The organism is Bacillus badius NBRC 15713, from assembly GCF_001591605.1.
Lineage (GTDB): Bacteria > Bacillota > Bacilli > Bacillales > Domibacillaceae > Pseudobacillus > Pseudobacillus badius.
Map to the genome: position 1 here is coordinate 1 of NZ_BCVF01000055.1, position 17997 is coordinate 17997.

Annotated in this window: 14 protein-coding genes and 2 riboswitches; of the genes, 4 read left to right on the forward strand and 10 right to left on the reverse strand. The window is 44.6% G+C overall.

Annotated features, from left to right (window positions below):
* Positions 1-267: 267 nt before the first annotated feature.
* The 5 genes from BBA02S_RS18140 to BBA02S_RS18160 form a co-directional block, all read right to left on the reverse strand.
* A complete protein-coding gene (locus BBA02S_RS18140; protein ID WP_041099636.1) occupies positions 268-1044 on the reverse strand; it encodes a TerC family protein in 777 nt (258 codons plus the stop codon).
* 41 nt (positions 1045-1085) lie between these two features.
* A riboswitch (yybP-ykoY riboswitch) is annotated at positions 1086-1248 on the reverse strand.
* A 72-nt stretch (positions 1249-1320) separates the two neighbouring features.
* Entirely contained in the window at positions 1321-4386 is a 3066-nt protein-coding gene (locus tag BBA02S_RS18145; protein ID WP_041113072.1) for an efflux RND transporter permease subunit, read from the reverse strand.
* A 151-nt stretch (positions 4387-4537) separates the two neighbouring features.
* The gene (gene nhaC, locus BBA02S_RS18150) at positions 4538-5923 is read right to left on the reverse strand and encodes a Na+/H+ antiporter NhaC (RefSeq protein WP_052475262.1); all 1386 of its coding nucleotides are present in this window, start codon (positions 5921-5923) and stop codon (positions 4538-4540) included.
* A 166-nt stretch (positions 5924-6089) separates the two neighbouring features.
* Complete coding sequence (locus BBA02S_RS18155) at positions 6090-7676, reverse strand: peptide chain release factor 3 (RefSeq protein ID WP_041113071.1); 1587 nt, start codon at positions 7674-7676, stop codon at positions 6090-6092.
* A 92-nt stretch (positions 7677-7768) separates the two neighbouring features.
* Complete coding sequence (locus tag BBA02S_RS18160; RefSeq protein ID WP_041099630.1) at positions 7769-8011, reverse strand: YueH family protein; 243 nt, start codon at positions 8009-8011, stop codon at positions 7769-7771.
* Between the two features lie 141 nt (positions 8012-8152).
* Between BBA02S_RS18160 and BBA02S_RS18165 the strand changes: the two genes are divergently transcribed.
* The 3 genes from BBA02S_RS18165 (at position 8153) to BBA02S_RS18175 (ending at position 10977) form a co-directional block, all read left to right on the forward strand.
* The gene (locus BBA02S_RS18165; RefSeq protein ID WP_041099628.1) at positions 8153-9370 is read left to right on the forward strand and encodes a NupC/NupG family nucleoside CNT transporter; all 1218 of its coding nucleotides are present in this window, start codon (positions 8153-8155) and stop codon (positions 9368-9370) included.
* 141 nt (positions 9371-9511) lie between these two features.
* Positions 9512-10570, forward strand: a complete 1059-nt coding sequence (locus tag BBA02S_RS18170) for an FUSC family protein (RefSeq protein WP_052475261.1) — start codon at positions 9512-9514, stop codon at positions 10568-10570.
* Positions 10571-10719: 149 nt separating this feature from the next.
* Entirely contained in the window at positions 10720-10977 is a 258-nt protein-coding gene (locus BBA02S_RS18175; protein WP_041099624.1) for a GlsB/YeaQ/YmgE family stress response membrane protein, read from the forward strand.
* 111 nt (positions 10978-11088) lie between these two features.
* Here BBA02S_RS18175 and metC read toward each other — a convergent pair whose 3' ends face one another.
* From metC to BBA02S_RS18200, 5 genes are all read right to left on the reverse strand, one after another.
* Positions 11089-12258 (reverse strand): cystathionine beta-lyase, encoded by a 1170-nt coding sequence (gene metC, locus BBA02S_RS18180; protein ID WP_041113070.1) that lies wholly within the window; start codon positions 12256-12258, stop codon positions 11089-11091.
* Positions 12259-12263: 5 nt separating this feature from the next.
* Entirely contained in the window at positions 12264-13370 is a 1107-nt protein-coding gene (locus BBA02S_RS18185) for a methionine biosynthesis PLP-dependent protein (RefSeq protein ID WP_041099622.1), read from the reverse strand.
* A 66-nt stretch (positions 13371-13436) separates the two neighbouring features.
* Positions 13437-13540, reverse strand: a riboswitch (SAM riboswitch).
* 68 nt (positions 13541-13608) lie between these two features.
* The gene (locus tag BBA02S_RS18190; RefSeq protein ID WP_041099620.1) at positions 13609-14610 is read right to left on the reverse strand and encodes an aliphatic sulfonate ABC transporter substrate-binding protein; all 1002 of its coding nucleotides are present in this window, start codon (positions 14608-14610) and stop codon (positions 13609-13611) included.
* A gap of 26 nt (positions 14611-14636) precedes the next feature.
* Positions 14637-15395, reverse strand: a complete 759-nt coding sequence (locus BBA02S_RS18195) for an ABC transporter permease (protein ID WP_041099618.1) — start codon at positions 15393-15395, stop codon at positions 14637-14639.
* The gene (locus BBA02S_RS18200) at positions 15379-16164 is read right to left on the reverse strand and encodes an ABC transporter ATP-binding protein (protein ID WP_041099616.1); all 786 of its coding nucleotides are present in this window, start codon (positions 16162-16164) and stop codon (positions 15379-15381) included. The genes BBA02S_RS18195 and BBA02S_RS18200 overlap by 17 nt, the downstream gene beginning before the upstream one ends.
* Positions 16165-16393: 229 nt before the next feature.
* Between BBA02S_RS18200 and BBA02S_RS18205 the strand changes: the two genes are divergently transcribed.
* Positions 16394-17650: an NAD(P)-dependent malic enzyme gene (locus BBA02S_RS18205; RefSeq protein WP_041099614.1), complete on the forward strand. Its 1257-nt coding sequence runs from the start codon at positions 16394-16396 to the stop codon at positions 17648-17650.
* Positions 17651-17997: the final 347 nt, after the last annotated feature.

The window sequence follows — 17997 nt, forward strand, 5'->3', positions numbered from 1 at the left end:
CATTCCAATCAACAGAGTGAACAAAGTTAAGGAAGCCGTATCGCCTGTCTGGTTTCACAATCAGTACAGGCGATACTTACTTTCGCTGCCAGGAACCTCAAGAAAATGCTCTTAATAATCGACTGGGAGAGATCGGTCTTTCTATCGGATGGCTTGGAAACTATTTAAAAACCAGAAAGAAGTCCGGAATAATTTTTATTCCGAACCTCTTTTGTCGACAAATTGAACAGCGCGGCTATTCGCCGCGCTGTTTTCGTTTTCTCATTATTATTCAGTTGCGTTAGCGGGACCTTGCTTTTTGGCAAACAAATATCCGCCGAGTGCAATGCCAATAAGCACGATCCAGAAAGTTAATTTCCACGGAGTGGATTCAGGAAAATGCTCATCAAGAATGTGAACCTTCGGATGAGATAAAGTAAAAACAGCCAGTTTTACTCCAACCCAGCCGACAATCATAAATGCGGCTGTTTCCAAAGACGGATAGTTTTGCAGCAATTTAACAAACCATGTAGCGGCAAAACGCATAATAATCACACCAATTAACCCGCCAAGGAACATCACGAGAAACTGTCCGGCATCAATTCCCCCAATATGGAACCAGCCGGTCGGCTGAAGAGTCACAGCCAAGGCGACAGCCGCAAGCATGGAATCAATCGCAAAAGCGATATCGGCAATTTCCACTTTTAATACAGTTACCCAAAAAGATGAACCCTTCGATCCTTCAACATTGAGTTCTTCCTCTTCCGTTTTCCCTCTGCTTTTCCACGTCTTATACAAATGGTTAAATGAAATGAAAAACAAGTAAAGGGCTCCGATAGCTTGAACCTGCCATACCTTCACTAAAAATGTAATTAAAAACAAAGCAATAAAGCGGAAAATAAATGCCCCAAGCAATCCGTAAAACAATGCTTTCTTCTGTTCTTCCTTCGGCAAATGCTTGACCATTACTGCCATGACAACCGCGTTGTCAGCGGCGAGTATCCCCTCAAGGGCTACTAGTACAAGCAGTACCCAGCCGTACTCCAATAACATTGCTGCATCCATAAATAATGTCTCCTCCTGTAATCCTTTAGTATTTTTCTCCAAACTTATCAAATTTAAACAACAAAAAAGACCTCTGCCTATAAATAGGCAAAGGTCTTGCTGGACATGCTTTCACTCATGCCAACAAAGCCGATGGACGTGGTCCATGAATTGACGACTTTGTTTTAGGTAAAATACCTAACGCTACTCCCCTTTGACTTAAGTCATTGAAGATTCTGTTGTTTGTATACCCAGTATAAATCTTCCTGTACAACTTGTAAACCATTTTCTGTTCACTTACTGTTTTTTATTTAATTTTCTCGTATCCTTATCGAAAAAGCTGTAGACAACCGGAATAACAAATAACGTGAGCAGCGTGCTTGATAACAGCCCGCCAATAACAGTAATCCCCATCGGCTGATTAATTTCAGTTCCCCCGCCAAGACCGATAGCCAGCGGAACAAGGCCCAGGATGGTTGTTAAAGCAGTCATTAAGATCGGGCGGGCCCGGTCTTTAACCGATTCAATAATCGCCTCATAACTGCTGAGTCCGCTTCTTTTTCTTTGGATAATGTAATCAACGATCACGATGGCGTTATTGACAACAATGCCGGCAAGGATAAGGACCCCGATAACAGCCGGTATGCTGATTGGCGTCCTTGTAAGCGTAAGCGATAGTGCGACACCAACTACCATTAATGGAACAGTGAACATAATGACAAACGGGTATTTAAATGACTCATATTGAGCTGCCATGACAATATAAATTAGCACAATAGCCAGAATTAATGCCAAAATCATATCGTCGATGGAGCTTTCCAGCAATTCGCGGTCGCCGCCAAATGTCACGGTTGTTTCCTCTGGCAAATCAAGCGAAGCAAGCTTTTCGTCTACCTTCTTGGAAACAGCCCCTAAATTTGTTGCAGACGTGTATTTGGTTGTGAATTGCACCGCTTCCTGCTGGTTAATCCGCTGGATAACGACAGGACCTTGTTTCACTCGAATCTCAGCCAGCTGCTCAAGCGGATAAAAGTTTCCGGACGGCGTTTTTACGAGTAATTTCTTCAGCTTCTCTAGATTCTTGGTCACTTGTTCATCATAGCGGACTACCACCGTCTGAACAGCGGAATCTTTATTAATAATTTGTGTAGCAGGCACTCCTCTCGTCGCGTCATTGACCGCCGAGGCAATTTGAGCTGGAGCAAGTCCGGCGGCCAGTGCCTCCTCCCGCTTCACTTTTATTTGTATTTCTTTGACCGTTTCTTCTCTATTTGTGGAGACTTCTGTAATGCCGTCAATGTCAGCTACTGCTTTTTCTACCTCTTTGACAGCGCGGTCAAGCCGGTCCGGATTCATATCGCGTACATTAAAAGTTAGCGTTTGCGGACTGGAGCCGGAGGCTGACTGCATATTAAAGGTCACTTCCGCTGTGCGGTTAGCAAGGCGGGCGGCCTTCTCGATTTCCGGCTTTACATCATCAACGAATGCGAAAACAGAACGGTTTCTGTTTTCAAGCGGCTTGAGCTTGACATACAGCTCCGCTTTATTGGATGAGCCGGTTCCTCTAAAAGAATCTTCCTGTGTAGATCCAATTAAGCTAATGTACACATCGACATCTTTTTCCTTCCCAAGCTCTTTCTCGATCGCTTTTACAACTTTGTCTGTTTCCTTTAAGGACGTTCCTTGCTCTACTTCCATTCCAATATTAAAGAAGCCTTCATCTGTTGCAGGAAGGAATTGAGAGCCTACAGTCGTCAAACCTAATCCGCCGGCAATCAGAAGCACAACTGATAGTAAAATAACGAACAGCCGATGACGCAGCGACCAGCGAATCGCGGACTCATAGCGTCGGGCAATTGCGGATTCCTTTTTGGCGTGTCTCTGCGAGTCAGGAAGCCGGAGCCACCTGCTGGCCATCATCGGAATGACTGTTAAGGCCACCACCAAAGAGGCAGCGAGGCTAAAAGAAATCGTTAAAGCGAATTCCTTGAATATTTGTCCAAGAATCCCCGAGATAAAAACGACGGGCAGAAAAACCGCTACCGTTGTTAAAGTGGAAGCCGTAATGGCTGCCCCTACTTCCTTGGCGCCGTCACGGGCTGCCTGCCGGGAATCTTTTCCCATTGACAGATGGCGGTAAATATTCTCGATCACCACGATCGCATTGTCCACCAGCATACCAATCCCTAACGCAAGCGCTCCCAGGGTCATAATATTTAAATCAAAATCAGCAAAATACATGAGCACAAAAGTCACAATTACCGAGTAAGGAATAGCTACCCCGATAATGAGCGGGCTTCTGACATTCCTTAAAAAAGCGAACAGCACCAGCATAGCCAGCACTCCGCCTATCAGGAGAGAACTGCCAATATTTCCAATGGCCAGACGGACATAATCTCCCTGGTCAAATAAAATATCTGCCTGGATGCTTTCATAGCGCTTTTCCTTTAACAACTTATCAAGCTTTTTCTGAAACTGCTTAGACACTTCCGCCGTATTGGCATCTGCCTGCTGCAGAACACTTAAGAGAACAGCGGGCTGTTCATTTGCTCTTGTGAAACTGCCCGTTTCCTTTCGCTTGGTTTCTACATTCGCGACATCGCCAATTGTAATTTCCTCTCCATTCAGAGGGTTAACTGTGAGCACCAAGTCTTTAACTTCTTTTATATCAGTCAGCTGACTGACAATTCTTGTTGTGAGCGACATGCCGTCGGATTCAACAGGACTGCCGGGAAGCGATACGTTATTCGCCTGAATGAGCTGAACCACATCCGATTGGGCTAAATTGTACTGCTTCATTTTTTTCTCATCCAGCTGAATCACAATTTCCTCGTCTAATGTGCCGGATACGTTGACGCTGGCAACCCCTTCAACGGTCATTAGATCCTTTTCCAATTGATCAGCCAATTCCTGCAGATTCTCTTCTTTTCCAACCGATTGGAGAGATAGCTGAATGATCGGGAATTGAGAAGGATCGAATTTCATAAATTGCGGCTTGGCCGTATCTTTCGGAAGAGGCGTCCGGTCAATCCGCTGAAGGACATCCGGCTGAATGTCATCAATCTTTGTACTCCAGGAAAATTCCATTAAAATTAAATTGGAACCTTCCCTCGTCGTCGACGTAATGTTTTTGATTCCAGGCAAGGTTGACAAGCTTTCTTCCAGAGGCTTTGTTACTTTTTCGGTAATTTCTACTGGGCTTGCTCCTTCATAAGAAGTAACGACGACAGCAACTGGCGGGTTAATATCTGGAATCAATTTTAACGGTATTTTTAATAAAGAGACGACGCCAAGAATAATAACTAAAAACATGACAACCGTCGTAAAGACGGGTCTCTTAATGGAAAAGTTGCTGATTCTCAAAATAAAGCTCCTTTCATCTGTTGGTTCACTTCTTTAATCATTGATCTCTTTAACTATAGTCTACCATTATAGACTGTTCAACTTTTAAACAGGAACAGCTCATGCTTTAAAAAAACGCCAAAAAGAAGAACGCACAGTGCGCTCTTCTTTATCAAGCTTCTTCTTTTTTTGTTAATGTCCATCCTGTCATTCCGTATAAAATCGTCAGCAGCGGACTCAGTAAACAGAAAAAAGCAAACGGCAAATAATCGATCGTTGCCACTCCCAGCATTTTCGTTATAAACACACCGCATACTCCCCAAGGAACGAGAGGGTTAATGACTGTACCGGCATCTTCAAGTGTTCTTGCCAGATTCTTTCTTGCTAAGCCGACTTTTTCAAATTGACGCTGAAAGGCCTCGCCTGTCAGTAAAATCGACAAATATTGTTCACCGATAATAAAGTTAATGCCGACGGCAGAAAAAGCAGCTGCTGCTACGGTACTGCCTGCCTTCCTTAAATGGTGTTCAATCGCTTCAAATAAACGGGGGACAATTCCAAGGGAAAATAATAAACCGCCCAGACCTAAAGAAAGCAGAACAAGCGAAATGGTAAACATCATGCTGTCCAGTCCGCCCCTTGTCAACAAAGCATCAACCTCTGCATTGCCTGTTTCAGAAACGAATCCCGAGAATAAAATGCCCCATACTTCAGCAAGCGTTTTTCCAGAATGGGCAAAAGAAAGCAATACGCCAAAAACAGAACTAAGAGAAAGCGTGACAACAGGGGACACTTTTTTAATAGATAACAAGAATAGCAGCAAAAGAGGCAGCCATGCATACCAATGAATCAAGTCCATCTTCTCCAAGGTCGCTTTCATTGCTTCCATCTTCGGAAATTGCGTTTGTTCCACTTCCGGCGAGATGAAGCCGAACAAGACGAGCGTAATGAAAAACGCCGGAACCGTCGTCCAGCACATATTGCGAATGTGTGTAAATAAGTCTACGCCGACAATAGATGCAGCCAGGTTCGTCGTGTCAGAGAGCGGAGACATTTTGTCGCCAAAGAAAGCACCGGACACCACAGCTCCAGCCGTAATAGCTGCCGACGCATCAACGGCCTGACTGACCCCGATAAACGCCACTCCTATTGTCGCTACAGTCGTTAAGGAGCTGCCGATGCCAAGCCCGACAATAGCAACGACAAGAAAAACAACGCTATAAAAAAAATTCGGAGTAACGAGTCCGAAGGCTGTGTAAATCATCGTCGGGATCGTCCCTGACAACATCCAGCTGCTGATCAGTACACCGATCAAAAAGAAAATGAAAACAGCGCCCATTCCGCTTTTCGCTCCCGCCATCATTCCCTCTTCCATCGTTTTAAAAGGAATTTTTTTGAAAGCGCCGAATGTCAGCAGGACAAAAATAGACAGCAAAATAGGAATATGCGGTACAGATTCGAGCTTTATAATTGAAAAGCTGATCAAAGCTAAAATCATTCCCGTTAATATAAACGCTGACAGCAAAGAAGGCTTTGCTTTTGGTTCAATTTTAAACATGATGTCCACCTCAAAATATTGTTCCCAACTTTTTTGCTTGAACGCTTTTCCGCGTTGAAGTAACTTTATTCATTATTAACGACATTGCTTATGCTGTCAATCATTTTTTAAAAATAATAATTTTTTAAAAAACCAGCTTGCCTCGGGGACAAGCTGGTTTTTTAGACTATTCATGGGTTTCATCTAAGGGATGATAAAGTTTAATTCGTTCATTTTTATCCTGGAACCAGCGAAGCGCAAACTCATTTTCAAACAAGAAGACGAGCTTCCCATGCCGGTCTTTTACGAGCAGGCTTCGTGAATTGGACAGGTTTTCTTTCACGTCCTCTTCATTCTCAACCCAGCGGGCAATTTTCGAGCCCATTGGCTCCATAATGACTTCTGAGTTATATTCGCCCTTCATCCGGTGTTCAAATACTTCAAACTGCAGCTGGCCGACGGCGCCAAGGATGTAGCTTTCCGTGTGAAGCGTTTTGTACAGCTGAATCGCCCCTTCCTGAACCAGCTGTTCAATGCCTTTATGGAAGCTCTTTTGCTTCATGACATTTTTAGCGCTCACTTTAACGAATAGCTCCGGAGCAAATTGCGGCAGCTTTTCATATTGGAATAAAGGCTTTCCGCCGACGAGTGTATCACCAATTTGATAATTGCCTGTATCGTACAAGCCGATAATGTCGCCACTGACTGCTTCATTCACCGTGCTGCGGTCATCTGCCAGGAACTGTGTCGACTGTGACACCTTTGAAGTTTTTCCTGTTCTGGTGAGCGTAACACTCATGCCTCTTTCAAACTTTCCGGAACAAATACGGAAAAAGGCAATCCGGTCGCGGTGGGCAGGATTCATATTTGCCTGGATTTTAAAAATAAATCCCGAAAACTGTTCGCTCGTCGGGTCAACCTCCCCGTTGTCTGATTGGCGCGGCTGCGGAGGCGGAGCAAATTGCAAATAGGTTTCCAAAAATGTTTGGACACCGAAATTAGTCAGCGCACTGCCGAAGAAGACAGGCGTCAGCTCCCCGGCTGCAATTCTCTCTTTTGAGAATTCATTGCCAGCTTCCTCTAGAAGCATAATTTCTTCCAGCATCTGATCATATAAAGACGACTTTTTGATGTCGTGCTCCACCGCTAAACCGCCTTCTTCATCCAGCGGCAGAAAACGATCTTCCGCATTTTCTGTGCGGAACTGTTCAATTCGCGCATTAAAGCGGTCATAGATGCCGAAAAACTCTTTTCCCATCCCAATCGGCCAATTCATAGGGTAGGATTCAATCCCCAGCACCTCTTCAAGCTCTGCCAGCAGCTCAAGCGGCGGCTTTGCTTGACGGTCCAATTTATTAATGAAGGTAAAAATCGGAATACCTCTCATCTTACACACTTTAAATAATTTCTTCGTTTGCGCTTCAATCCCTTTTGCCGCATCAACAACCATAACAGCACTATCTACAGCCATCAAAGTCCGGTACGTATCTTCACTGAAGTCTTCGTGCCCGGGAGTATCAAGAATATTGACATGGCAATCCTGATAATGAAACTGCATGACAGAGGATGTGACGGAAATGCCACGTTGCTTTTCAATTTCCATCCAGTCAGATGTAGCGAACTTTCCGGTTTTTTTCCCTTTTACTGTCCCGGCATCACGGATCGCTCCTCCAAATAAGAGAAGCTTCTCTGTTAATGTCGTTTTTCCGGCATCCGGGTGGGAAATAATTGCAAATGTTCTTCTTGAGAGAACTTCTTCTTTTAATGAAGCCATACGGCAGCCAATCCTTTCGAAAATAAAATCCGTTCTACGATGTTTTCATTGCTACAAGAAATTAATATAACGGAAAAAGCACTCTGCGTCCATTACATTTCGCACGTCCATTGATAGATGCGCTGTGCCATTTCAGCAGCAGCCTGTTCATCAAGAGCTGTGCCGTTCAGTGAAACCGTCAGACGTTTGAGCAGCTGCTCTCCTGTTTCTTCATAAGTGAAGGAATTAGACCATTCAATAGAAGGAACAGCCACAACAAATGTTTCCTCCTTTTTATTTTCATAGATGAAAACCTTTGTTTCTTCACCGTTTGCATAACTTTTTCTAATTTTCACGTTTAACCACCCTTATTTAAGACTATAGCTTACATAGGTATACTCAATTGAATGAGTCGAACCGACTGTTGTTAATCGAATGATTTCATTATAAACTATACACTTGTGACGCCAGCAAGAAAAGACGAAGAGGTGAAAAGAATGAATTATCTTTGGGGATTTTTTGGTATTCTTGTTGTTCTCGGAATTGGTTTTATCTTTTCGAGCGACAGAAAAAAAATAAATTGGCGGACTATTCTCGGCGGTTTAGCCATTCAGCTGCTGTTTGCATTTATCGTGCTCAAATGGGACTGGGGAAAAGAGCAAATGCAGAACTTTACCCTGCTTGTGAACGCCATTATTGACTATTCAAAAGCTGGAATTGACTTTTTGTTTGGCGGGCTGTATACGAAAGAATCGAACATTACTTTTGTGTTTGCTTTAAATGTATTGCCTGTCGTCATCTTCTTTTCCGCTTTAATATCGGTACTGTATTATTTAAATATCATGCAGTTTTTCATTAAAATCATCGGCGGGGCCCTTTCTAAAATACTTGGCACCCGGAAAGCTGAATCCATGTCCGCAGCAGCAAATATTTTCGTCGGCCAGACAGAAGCGCCGCTTGTCATCCGCCCTTACATTAATAAGCTGACCGAATCTGAATTGTTTGCCGTAATGACCGGCGGGCTTGCCTCTGTAGCCGGGTCCGTGCTTGTCGGCTACTCGCTTCTTGGCGTGCCGCTCGAATATTTGCTGGCAGCCAGCTTTATGGCGGCACCCGCGGGGCTTGTCATGGCTAAATTATTCATTCCAGAGACAAGTGCAGAACCAGAGCCGGCTGAATTCAAAATGGAGGCTGATTCAGATTCTGTGAACGTTATCGATGCCGCTGCCCGCGGCGCCAGCGTTGGGCTGCAGCTCGCTTTAAATATCGGCGCCATGCTGCTTGCATTCATCGCCATCGTAGCGATGCTAAACGGCATTCTCGGATGGATCGGCAGCTTGTTTGGAGCAAATCAGCTATCGCTTGAGTTAATTCTGGGCTATTTATTCTCGCCATTGGCTTTTGCCATTGGCGTTCCATGGGAAGAAGCGATCCAAGCGGGAAATTATATCGGCCAGAAAATTGTGGTCAATGAGTTTGTCGCTTATTCCAACTTCGCTCCGGAAATTGCGAATTTGTCTGACAAAACAGTCGCTGTACTCAGCTTCGCTTTATGCGGCTTTGCCAATATTTCTTCGCTCGCTATTCTTCTCGGCGGCCTAGGAAACCTTGCGCCTGCCCGGCGTTCTGATATCGCCCGTCTCGGCGTAAAATCTGTCGTGGCCGGTGCGCTTGCTTCACTGCTAAGTGCAGCTATCGCCGGCATGTTAATCTAAAAAAAGCTGTCCGTTGACGGGCAGCTTTTTTTATCACACCCCTTTTCCGCATATATAACCAGTCTTTTTTCCCTCCAACCTCCTTGCTCTGATATGGTATACTCGGGTGTACAATAAAACGAATAGTCTTAGGTGATTTTTATGCATATTTTTCGACTTCCCGGCAGCCGGATTATTAAAACAGGGACGGCTGTTTTCATCACCGCTCTCGTGTGCCAGACACTCGGCTGGCCGCCTGTTTTTGCGGTAATTACGGCGATCGTAACAATCGAGCCAACAGCTGCCGCGTCCATTCAAAAAGGGCTGGTCCGTTTTCCCGCTTCTATTATTGGTGCTGGTTATGCCATGCTGTTTACCTATTTGTTCGGGCACAGTCCCTTGACTTTTACTCTGGCAGCCATGCTGACAATTTTTACGTGCTCAAAGCTGAAGCTTGATGATGGCTTGCTCGTTGCTACACTTTCTGCGATAGCGATGATTGAAGTAACCGAGGCTCATTTTGCGCAGGCATTCTTTACGCGGCTTGGAACAACAAGCATTGGCCTCATTGTTTCCACCCTTGTGAATTTATTCATTATGCCGCCGGATTATTCACAGGAGATCGCCAAAAGAGTCGGAACGCTCCATGAGAAAACCGCCCGGCTTTTCACAGATTCGGCGGGGGCGCTTTTAAAAGAAAAAAGTGCTGCAGGCTTTAAGTTGGCTTATCAATCAGATCAGCACTTATTTACAAAAACAGAAACACTTTGCCGTTTTCAGCGGGAAGAATGGCGTTATCATCGTTTTACAGTAGAAGATAGGCGCAAAGTCCACTTTTATATTAAAAAGCTGGAGACCTTGCGGCAAATTCATTTTCATATTGGCAACTTAATGATCCTTGAGCCTGAACCGCTCTTTTGGAACAGCGGCCAGAAAGACCGGATTTGGCAATCGATTCTTTCCTTAGCCGCCTTTATTGACAATCCAAATAAGGAGTTGAAGCAGCCGCTCCATCAATCTATGCAGCCGATTATGGAGGAATTTTGGTACGCAAAAGCTGAAGCAGGCTCAGAATCCGGCGAAATGAACCGACTGTTTTCCATCGAGATCTCTTTTTTGTATGAAGTGTTAGCCATTTTCGAATTAGCAGAAGAACTGCAGTCGCATTCTACTTTTCTGCAAAAACAATCTTCTCCTCCTTTGTATGATTACCGAAAATAAAATCGCCTTTCTTCCCCATTTATGAAACAATAAACCAAAAAAAGAAGATTTTTTTCATTTTTAAATTGACTTTTTATGTTTTATATGAATGAATCCGGGAATAAATAAAGCAAGCACGGAATACTAAAAAAGCAAGGAGGAAACAAACAATGGGCTTTATAATGTTTTTAATTGTTGGAGGAATTATCGGTTGGTTAGCCGGACTTATTTTAGGAAAGGACATTCCAGGCGGTATTATCGGTAACATCATTGCTGGTATTATTGGTGCTTGGGTAGGCGGCGCACTTTTCGGAGACTGGGGTCCTGACCTCGGCGGTATCGCGATTGTGCCTGCGTTAATTGGTTCAATCATCCTCGTATTTATTGTTAGCTTTATCATGAAAAGCATGAATCGCAGCCGTGCTTAATGATTAACAAAAGGAGTTCGGAATAAAATTATTCCGAACTCCTTTTAATTTTGTTTGAACAGCAGCCTTGCTTTGTATGTCCCTATTACAGGGGTGCTTTCCGATTTTCTTTTACAAAGAGATTCGCGGTTGCACCGCTTGCAAAGCTTGTTCAAAATCAGCTATTAAATCTTCAGCGGCTTCTAATCCGACAGATAATCTCAACAAGCCGTCCGTAATTCCTCTTTTATATCTTTCTTCCCGCGGCATTGCTGCATGAGACATTTTTGCCGGATAGGACAAAATCGACTCTACTGCGCCTAAACTGACAGCAAACACCGGAATTTCCACTTGATTCACAAATCTCTGCACGGCTTCTTCACTGTTTAATTCAAAAGAAAGCACAGCTCCCGGACCCGTGGCCTGATAAGAATGAACGACGTGACCCTCATGATCAGATAACCCAGGATAATATACTTTTTCTACTAGCTCATGCTTCTGCAAAAACTCAGCTAGCGCTTGAGCCGATTTCGAGGACTGCTCCAGGCGGACATGGAGAGTTTTTAGCCCGCGCAGCACAAGCCAAGCATCTTGGACACCAAGCACAGCTCCGAATGAATTCTGCAAAGCGTACAGGCGCTCTCCAAGCTCCTTGTCCTTCGTCACAGCCAGACCGGCAAGAACATCGCTATGGCCCGATAAAAACTTCGTAGCGCTATGGAGAACAAGATCAACCCCCAGCTCAAGCGGACGCTGCAAGGCAGGGGTCAAAAATGTATTATCTACAAATGTTAAACAGCCGTTTGCTCTAGCCAGCTTAACAATTCCCCTTATATCAATCACCTTCAGCAGCGGGTTAGAAGGTGTCTCCATATAAATCAGCTTCGTGTTCTCTTTTATATTTAAAGCAACTTCATGGAGATTAGTCATATCAACAAATGTATAATCTATGCCGAAGCGGTTCAAAACACTTGTCACCATACGATAGGTGCCGCCATAGACATCTTCCGTTATCAGGATATGATCTCCCTTAGAAAGCAAAAGAAAGGCGGTCGAAATAGCTGCCATCCCTGATGAAAAAGCGAACCCGCGCACGCCGCCCTCCAATTCAGCAATAGCTGTCTCCAGCGCTTCCCTCGTCGGATTTCCGGAACGGCTGTAATCATAGCTGCCAAATTGATCAAAGTCTTTCTGATGAAACGTTGAAGCATGTTGAATCGGCACGCTGACTGCCCCGGTTGCCTCATCGAATTTATGGCGGTTGTGCAACAATTTGGTTTGAAAAGAATATTCACTGCTCATCATTCTCACCCCTTCATTTTCTTAAAAGCTTGCGTTAAATCTGCTATTAAATCTGCCGGATGCTCAATTCCAACCGAAAAGCGGAGCAGCCGATTGCACACGCCGTTTTGAACACGAACCTCTTCAGGCACATCCATATGGGTCTGTGTTGCCGGATAGGTAATAAAGCTCTCCACTCCTCCAAGGCTTTCAGCGAACGAAATAAGGCGCAAATTCGCCAAGAAGCTATTGACCCATGTTTCCGACGCCAGCCGAAACGACAGCATTCCTCCTCGCCCTGGATATAAAACATCGGTTACTTCAGGACAACATCGCAGAAACTCTGAAATTTGCTTCGCATTTTCTTCATGCTGTCTCATGCGCAAACTTAGCGTTTTCATGCCCCGCATAAGCAGCCAGGAATCGAGAGGCGCCAATACCGCGCCAGCCGCATTTTGCATTTCCGCTACAGCAAGCGCCAGCCTCTCTCCTTTCACAGCAATCAAGCCAGCCAGGACGTCATTATGCCCTCCCAAATATTTGGTTGCGCTATGAATGACAATATCGGCTCCCTGAGTGAGCGGGCGCTGCAAAAAAGGAGTATAGAACGTGTTATCGACAATCAACAGCAAATCATGTTCTTTGGCTAAGTTAGCCGCAGCCTCGAGATCCGCCTCCTGCATGAGCGGATTCGTCGGCGTTTCTAAGAAGAGAACCTTCGTTTTATCTGTGATTTTCTTTTTTGTTTCGTTTATATCTTGAAAGCTGTCGTAAAGGAACGACAATCCGAACTTTCTCCAGCCTCTTTCAAATAGGCGATACGTGCCGCCATATAAATCAGCGGAAACAATCCACTCCTCTCCGGGTTCTGAGAGCGCCAAAAGTGTTTGAATGGCAGCCATCCCAGAGGAAAAAGCAAAACCCGCATCCCCGCCTTCCAAATCAGCAATGGCTTTTTCCAGAGTTTGGCGCGTCGGGTTTCCTGTACGAATATAATCATAACCGGTAGAACGGCCGATGCCTTCATGACGATAAGCGGTAGAAAAGTAAACAGGGACGTTCACCGTTCCTGTTACGGATTCACTTCTATTTCCAATTTGCGCCAGCAATGTTTCGATGTGTGTATGCGACATTTCCCTCTCTCCTTTATATAAAAAAATAAAAAGCCTTCTTAAAGAAGAAGGCTTTTCATGATCTTCCTCTCATCTTCCGGGATCACTCCCGCTGGAATTAGCACCTTGACTTTATATAGCCGGTTGCTGAAGCATCTTCGGGCCAGTCCCTCCGCTTCTCTTGATAAGAACTTATAAAATTTTGATTTTTTTAAATGTACAGTAAAATGATCGAAATGGCAAGGGTTTTTCTAATTATTTATTTTTGAGCAAACTGTTGATCAATCAGCGCTGAGAAATCAGGCTGCTCCTTTAAAAACTTTAAATCGTAAGAAGAATTGGCAAATTCCTGGACTACTTTCTCGTTAACATCAGCTGTATACGTGATTCTTTTCCAAGCATTGTCCACTACGTCCTTCGCTAAATCCTGCTTCGTATCCCTTTTAATTGCTGCTATTGTCAGCTTTTTCGCCTCTTCCGGATGTTCATTAATAAACTTGATCGCTTTCTGGTGGGCATCTACAATTCCTTGTACAAGTTCCGGGTCTTCCTTTATTAGTTTGCCGCTTGTGGCCAGCACGGAATTAGGCAACGTTTTGCCGAAGGAAATTTCATTGCTGTCCACGATAACTTTAGCCCCTGCTTCTTTCACGAGCAGCGTCCCCCAAGGTTCAGGAACAGCCGCTATATCAACTCTTCCAGATTCAAACAATCCTGCATATTGGGCCGGCTTGCCAGTTGTATGCTTCAGCGTGCCGCCGATGCGGTTCGATTCAATGCCGAAGTCCTTGATAAATGTTTCCATTTGAACGTCGTGCGTGCAGCCGACTCCCGGCGTAATAAATGTTTTGCCGGCAAAGTCTTTGACTGAATGAATGCCGCTTCCTTTGCGGGCAACAATGGTAGTGCCCCCCGAAGAGCTGCCAGCAACAATTTTAACATCGGCTCCGTTCGTAAAGTTATTCATCACTGGACCAGGTCCCACGAGCCCTGCTTGAACATCGCCTGTTTTCAGCGCCACCATAAAAGCCCCGCCATCCGGGAATGATTTATATTCCACATTGACTTCCTTGCCGAGCGCTTCCTCGTAATAGCCCTTTTCCCTGGCAATCATAGCCGGTACATGGTCAAGGTTTGGAAAATAACCGATCACAACTTTCTTTTTTTCTCCGCTTTTTCCTTCTTCTGCAGCATTGCAGCCGGATAACACACCAGCTAACAACAGCATCATCAAGCTAAAGTAGCCAAGCTTCTTTTTCATCATTTCTCCCTCACTCGCCTAAAGTATTAATTCGTTTCCAATCCCCAGCGGCGCATCACATTCTTCTCTACTCTTTGGAAAAATGCATAATCGACGATGCTGCCGATGATGCCAATTAAAATCATGACAGCGATCACCAGGCTCATATCTCCAAAATCAGAGGCATACTTCAATGTATAGCCGAGTCCCGGTCCTGTACTTAAAATCTCAGCAGCCATCAGCGCGCGCCAGGCAAATGCCCAAGCCAGCCGCACACCTGTCACAGCATAAGGAATAGCCGCCGGAAAAATAACCCTGACAAATAAATCGATTCCCCGCGAGCCCATTGTTTGCGCTGCCCGAATATAAAGAGGAGCCACACTTTTAATGCCCATCCGCATATTAATAGTCATAACAAGCGTGCCTCCGAGAACAACAATAAAAATAACCGATTTTTCATTTAGGCCAAACCACATAATAGCAAGCGGCAGCCAGACAATGCTTGGTACGCTTTGAAGCGCCAATATAAGCGAGCCCAGCGTTTCATCAGCTGTTTTTGATTTCGCCAGCAAAATGCCCAGACCCACGCCGAGCGCCAAAGAAATCAGCAAGCCGATAAACAAGCGCTGGAAGCTGGCTGCTAAATCAAAAATTAATGTTCTATCGGCAAACCCGCGAACAAGTGCCTGCCAAACATCTGTCGGCTTTGGCATGACATCCGGCGTCCAGCCGCCGGCCCGCACAATTCCTTCCCAGGCAATTAATAAGACGGCGAAGAAGATAAGTTGTTTAATGATTCGCTGCATAAGCTAGTTCCTCTTTCACTACTTTGTCTATTTCATTTTTCAACAGCAAACTGATTTTCTTTTCAAGCTGAATAACTTCCTTCTGATCGAATTGCCGCGGTCTTTGGAGATTGACTGGAATATCGGCAATGATGGTTCCCGGCTGCGTGCCCATAACAATGATCCGGTCAGACAGCTTGATGGATTCTGAAATACTGTGCGTAACGAATAAAATTGTTTTTTGTGTCTCCACCCAAATTTTCTCAAGCTCCGTATGCATGCGCGCCCTTGTCTGTTCATCAAGCGCACCAAATGGCTCATCCATGAGCAGCACTTTCGGATTCATTGCCAGCGCCCGGGCGATCGCTACCCGCTGCTGCATTCCTCCTGACAGCTCGTGAGGATAGTGGCCTCCGTAGTGAGACAGCTGCACCATTTGCAAAAACTTTCGCGCTCTTTCTTTTGCTTCTTTTTTGCTCATTTCTTTTTTCAACGGAAACATTACATTCTCTTCTACATTCAGCCAAGGAAATAAAGCAGCCTGCTGAAACACCATGCCCCTGTCTTTCCCCGGCTTTTTGATCGTTTTTCCTTCAAGCTTGATTTGCCCTGACGATGCTTCGCTTAGCCCGGCCACCATGGACAAAAGAGTAGATTTTCCACACCCTGAAGGACCAAGTATAGAAACAAATTCTCCTTCATTAATCACTGCGTTCACATCAACAAGCACATCGTTTACAACATTGCTGTTCGTAAACTGTTTATTAATATGGTCTATGTGTAAAAACATGCAATCACCATCTTTTTAATTAATCTTATATATTTAATCGGATTTATAAGTATTATATACTGTATGCATAGAAAGTCAATTGTTTCCTAAAAATTTTTTACTTACTGTCAATTGAATTTTCTGACTTTTCTGTTGATTATCTCTTTAGGATGTTATAGAATTAAAAACATTACTTCTTGGAGCGAACGCAGCGTCATGATTGTTTATTAAATAAGGAGAAGAGGAGATTATGAAAAATTTAAAAGAAGAAGCATTGGAAATCCATCGCAGTCATCAAGGGAAGCTGGAAACAAAGGCTAAATTGAGCGTTAAAAGCCTTAGAGACCTGAGTCTCGTCTATTCTCCAGGAGTTGCCGAGCCATGCCTTGCGATTCAAGAAAATAGCGCAAAGCTTTATGATTATACGATGAAGGCTAACACCGTAGCAGTCATTTCTGACGGCACATCCGTCCTCGGTCTTGGCGATATTGGAGCAGATGCTTCTTTGCCGGTTATGGAGGGAAAAGCGATTTTGCTTAAAAACTTTGCCGGTGTGGACGCTTTTCCGCTTTGTTTAGATACAAAAGACCCTGAAGAAGTTATCAAGACAGTAAAATTGCTCACTTCGTCGTTTGGGGGCGTAAATCTCGAGGATATTAAAGCGCCTAATTGCTTCTTAATTGAAAAACGTTTAAAAGAGGAGCTGGATATTCCGGTCTTTCACGATGATCAGCATGGCACAGCCATTGTGACGCTAGCTGGATTAATTAACGCCTTGAAATTTGTGAACAAATCTTTCACTGAAATTAAAGTAGTGATTAATGGAGCGGGAGCCGCCGGCATCGCCATCGCTAAACTGCTGGCTAATTTTGGGGTAAAGGAACTTATTATGTGCGATACGAAAGGCGCTGTTTATAAAGGGCGCCAGCACGGAATGAATCCGGTAAAGGAAGAAGTCGCTTCCTTTACGAACGGCAGCGGGGCAAGAGGTACATTAGAAGAAGTGCTCCAAGACAGCGACGTCTTTATCGGTGTTTCTGCTCCGGGAGTGCTCACACCTGAAATGATTCATACGATGAAAAAAGATCCGATTGTTTTTGCTATGGCTAACCCAGATCCAGAAATTACTCCTGACCAAGCTAAGGCAGCCGGTGTCGCTGTCATCGGCACTGGGCGTTCAGATTTCCCAAACCAGGTGAATAACGTCCTGGCATTCCCTGGGATTTTCCGGGGAGCCCTTGATACACGCGCTTCAGATATTAATGAAGAGATGAAAGTAGCAGCCGCTTATGCCATCGCCTCCCTCATATCAGATCACGACTTATCAGCAGATTACATTATACCTTCTGCGTTTGATGCCCGGGTGGCCCCAGAAGTGGCAGCTGCCGTAGCACGGGCTGCCATCCATTCAGGGGTAGCTGGCAAAAATATTGACATTGATTCTTTGCGCACGAAAACGTACCAGCTGTCAGCCATTCAAGTAGATCCGGCTGAAGTCGTCTTATAATAAGAGCTTTGCCTGGCAGACTGACATTATTCAATGATACTTACAGCTTTAAAATGAACGGAAGCGAAAAGGTCTCTTCGCTTCCGTTTGTCGACAAAAAGGGGGGTTGGAATGAAATCATTCCAACCCCCCTTTTTGGTTTTTTAAATAGTTTCCAAGCCACCCGAGAGAAAGACAAACCGCTCCAAATTCATGGTTTTGGCCATTTTCAGATATTTTCTTGGGAGTCATGGCAGCAAAGATGATCGTCTTCTGCCACGTCTGCCTAATGGACATAGAATAACTGTCCATCTAATTACAACCACAGGATCACCGCTTGGACTACTGTCCTAACTTTGTCCACCCTG